The organism is Streptomyces sp. PU-14G (assembly GCF_041028275.1).
In the GTDB taxonomy this organism is placed as follows: Bacteria; Actinomycetota; Actinomycetes; order Streptomycetales; family Streptomycetaceae; genus Streptomyces.
Genome location: NZ_JASKYT010000517.1, coordinates 1 through 3,137, shown reverse-complemented (window position 1 = coordinate 3,137; position 3,137 = coordinate 1). Strand labels below are relative to the sequence as shown.

Below are 3,137 nucleotides of genomic sequence, written 5' to 3'. Positions count from 1 at the left end.
TTCCGGGGGCGTGGGTCGGCACGGGGGCGGGTGCCGGCGCGGAGGCGGCAGCCCCCAGTGCGATGCCGCGCTCCAGCCGGTCCAGCCGGGCCTGCACGGACCGCTCGTCCCCGTACGTCGCGGGCAGCAGCACCCGCGCGCAGATCAGCTCCAACTGGAGTCGGGGCGAGGTGGCGCCCCGCATCTCCGTCAACCCCGTGTTGACGAGGTCCGCGGCGCGGCTGAGCTCGGCGGCGCCGAAGACCGAGGCCTGCGCCCGCATCCGCTCGACGACGTCGTCGGGCGCGTCGATCAGAGTTTTCTCGACCGCGTCCGGGACGGCAGCGAGAATCACCAGGTCACGCAGCCGCTCCAGCAGGTCGGTGACGAAGCGGCGCGGATCGTGACCGCCCTCGATGACCCGGTCGACGATCTCGAACGCCCGCGCGCCGTCGCCCGCGGCGAAAGCGTCCACGATCTCGTCCAGCAGCGCGCTGTCGGTGTAGCCGAGCAGAGCGGTGGCCATGGTGTAGGTCACACCGTCGTCGCTCGCACCGGCGAGGAGTTGGTCCATCACCGACATCGAGTCCCGTACGGATCCTGCTCCGGCCCGCACGGCCAGGGGCAGGACCGTCTCCTGGACGGGAATCCGCTCGCGCTCGCACACCTCGGCCAGGTAGTCGCGCAGCGTCCCCGGCGGGACGAGGCGGAACGGGTAGTGGTGCGTACGCGAACGGATGGTCCCGATCACCTTCTCGGGCTCCGTCGTCGCGAAGATGAACTTCAGATGCTCGGGCGGTTCTTCGACGACCTTGAGCAGCGCGTTGAACCCCGCGGGGGTCACCATGTGCGCCTCGTCGACGATGTAGATCTTGTACCGGCTCGAGGCCGGCCCGAAGAAGGCCTTCTCCCTCAGCTCACGGGCGTCGTCCACACCACCGTGCGACGCGGCGTCGATCTCGATGACATCGATCGATCCGGGCCCGTTGCGCGCCAGGTCCCGGCAGGACTGGCACTCCCCGCACGGCGTCGGCGTCGGCCCCTGCTCGCAGTTGAGGCAGCGGGCCAGGATGCGCGCACTCGTCGTCTTCCCGCAGCCGCGCGGGCCGCTGAAGAGATACGCGTGATTGACACGGTTGTTGCGCAGCGCCTGCTGCAGCGGGTCGGTCACGTGCTGTTGCCCGATGACCTCCGCGAAGGTCTCGGGGCGGTAGCGGCGGTACAGGGCGAGGGACGACACACCCCCGACGATATAGGCGCCCACCGACAAGCGGCGCCATGTGGCCCACCCCACACGAACACCCCGGCGACCGACCGGCTCCGCCGGACTCCGCCATCGGACTCCGCCGCCGGGCACCGACCCGGGTTCCACCCCGGCCCGGCGGATGCCTGCGACACCGCTCCGGGCATGCGAACGCCCCCCACGCACCCGCCAGAGCCAACCTACCCTTGCTGCCTTCCGGCCCTGGGGGAGTTCAGTCAGATAGCGCCACGTGAGGGGCTGACGCCAGCCTACCTGATCCCCGGCGCCGCCGACGACCTCCCCATCCACCCACCCGACCTCCGGGTACGGGTTCGCGAGCACCCCTCAACGTCTTGTATTGTTTGCGGCGGAGGATTCGCCTAGTGGCCTAGGGCGCACGCTTGGAAAGCGTGTTGGGGGCAACCCCTCACGAGTTCGAATCTCGTATCCTCCGCCCAGCCTTCACCGGGCTGAACGTAGGGCCCCACCGCCTCGGCGGTGGGGCCCTACGTCGTTCGTGGTTGCAGTTGGTCCGCGCCGTGGCCGCGTGACCACGGCACGCCCCCTCTTGCTCCTGATCTCAGCCGGACCGATCATCTCCGCAGTACGCCCTGCAAGGGGGACCGGCCGAACCGCTCCCGTGCCCCTCACGCCGGTCCCGTGCCCCTCACGCCGGCAGGGCCTCACGCAGCTCGTCCTCCCGGAGCAGAGCGAGCACCTCGGGGTCCGTCTCGCCGAAAAAGTTCCGGGCGTCACCGGTGTCCCCGCTTCTCTGGGGCAATCGTGCGGCGCGGGGCGAGTGAAGACCACTTTGTGCAGCTCAGCGCCGGTGTGATCGACGCCATCGCGTCCAACACCTGTGACGCTACTTGTCATGACACTCGTTCCGCGGACTCCTGCTCCCGGCCGCAGTAGGGTCTGCCCCACCCTGTTCCAGGGGGCTTGTCGGAGTGCCTGAGTCCGGCGCCGCGTGATCGGCTGTCCGCACGTTATTCGCGTGACGGAAGGTGGGCAGGTGAGAGTCCGGATCGGGTACTCGGCATGGATCGTGGGCGTGGTGCAGTTCTTCGTCATCCACGGGATTGCCGAGTCGGCTTGGGCCAGACCGTATAGCTGGGCGGTGAACAACATCAGCGACTTAGGCAACGCTCGCTGCGCGCTGCAGCCAGATCCTGAGCCGCGGTATATCTGTTCCCCCGAGCACGGTCTGATGAATGTCTCGTTCGTCGCCCTGGGAGTGCTGTTCGTTGTCGGTGCCGCCCTGATCGGCGGTGTCCTTTGGCGCAGCGGACGGGCCACTGCCGTCGCCCGTCTGCTGCTCGCCGGTGCCGGCGTCGGATTCGTGTTGGCCGGGCTGGCTCCGGCGGATGTCAACGAGAACCAGCATGTCTTGGGCGCCCTCTTCATCATGGCAGCGGGCAACATCGGTCTCGTCGTGGCGGGGTTCTGCCTGGCAGAACAGGTACCGACCACCCTGCGGTGGGGCACCAGCCTGCTGGGCGTCACCGCGCTCACGGCCTTCGGACTGTTCCTCTCCCACCACTACCTCGGTCTGGGCATGGGAGGCATGGAACGGGTCGCCGCTCTTCCTCTCCTGTTCTGGGCGCTTGCTGTCGGCGTTCGTGGCCTCATTCAGCGCACGGGTCGTATGCAGGAGGCGGTGCCGGCAGAGCGTCTCAGCCGCGCTGGTTGAGAGCTCTGGTCACTGTGGCTCTACTTCCTCGACAACTTCCGCGGCAACGAACGGAACCTGGTTGCCGTGAAGCGCCGCTGGGATCCGGCGGACGTCTTCCATCACGCGCAGTCGATCCCGGTGGAGTGAGGTGGAGCGAGGTGGAGTGGGGCCGTCTCGCCTGGGTCGACGTGCCGGGGTGCGCCTGGAGGTCACGGCCGGCGGCGCGGGGCGGGGCAGGGC

The 3,137-nt window shown here is 69.0% G+C and carries 3 protein-coding genes, 1 tRNA gene and 1 other RNA gene; 3 read left to right on the top strand and 2 right to left on the bottom strand.

The window, feature by feature from the left end; genetic code table 11:
• Both AB8Z75_RS32635 and ffs read right to left on the bottom strand, forming a co-directional pair.
• On the bottom strand, positions 1 to 1,219 hold a 1,219-nt coding region (locus tag AB8Z75_RS32635), incomplete at its 3' end, for a DNA polymerase III subunit gamma and tau (RefSeq protein WP_369208389.1).
• A 169-nt stretch (positions 1,220 to 1,388) separates the two neighbouring features.
• Positions 1,389 to 1,485, bottom strand: an RNA gene (gene ffs, locus AB8Z75_RS32630) — signal recognition particle sRNA small type.
• A gap of 106 nt (positions 1,486 to 1,591) precedes the next feature.
• Here ffs and AB8Z75_RS32625 point away from each other — a divergent pair.
• The 3 genes from AB8Z75_RS32625 (at position 1,592) to AB8Z75_RS32615 (ending at position 3,044) form a co-directional block, all read left to right on the top strand.
• Positions 1,592 to 1,676, top strand: a tRNA-Ser gene (locus AB8Z75_RS32625).
• Positions 1,677 to 2,276: 600 nt separating this feature from the next.
• On the top strand, positions 2,277 to 2,915 hold the full coding sequence (locus AB8Z75_RS32620; RefSeq protein WP_369208387.1) for a DUF998 domain-containing protein: 639 nt from the start codon (positions 2,277 to 2,279) through the stop codon (positions 2,913 to 2,915).
• A gap of 12 nt (positions 2,916 to 2,927) precedes the next feature.
• The gene (locus tag AB8Z75_RS32615; protein WP_369208391.1) at positions 2,928 to 3,044 is read left to right on the top strand and encodes a BBE domain-containing protein; all 117 of its coding nucleotides are present in this window, start codon (positions 2,928 to 2,930) and stop codon (positions 3,042 to 3,044) included.
• The last annotated feature ends 93 nt before the right edge of the window (positions 3,045 to 3,137 follow it).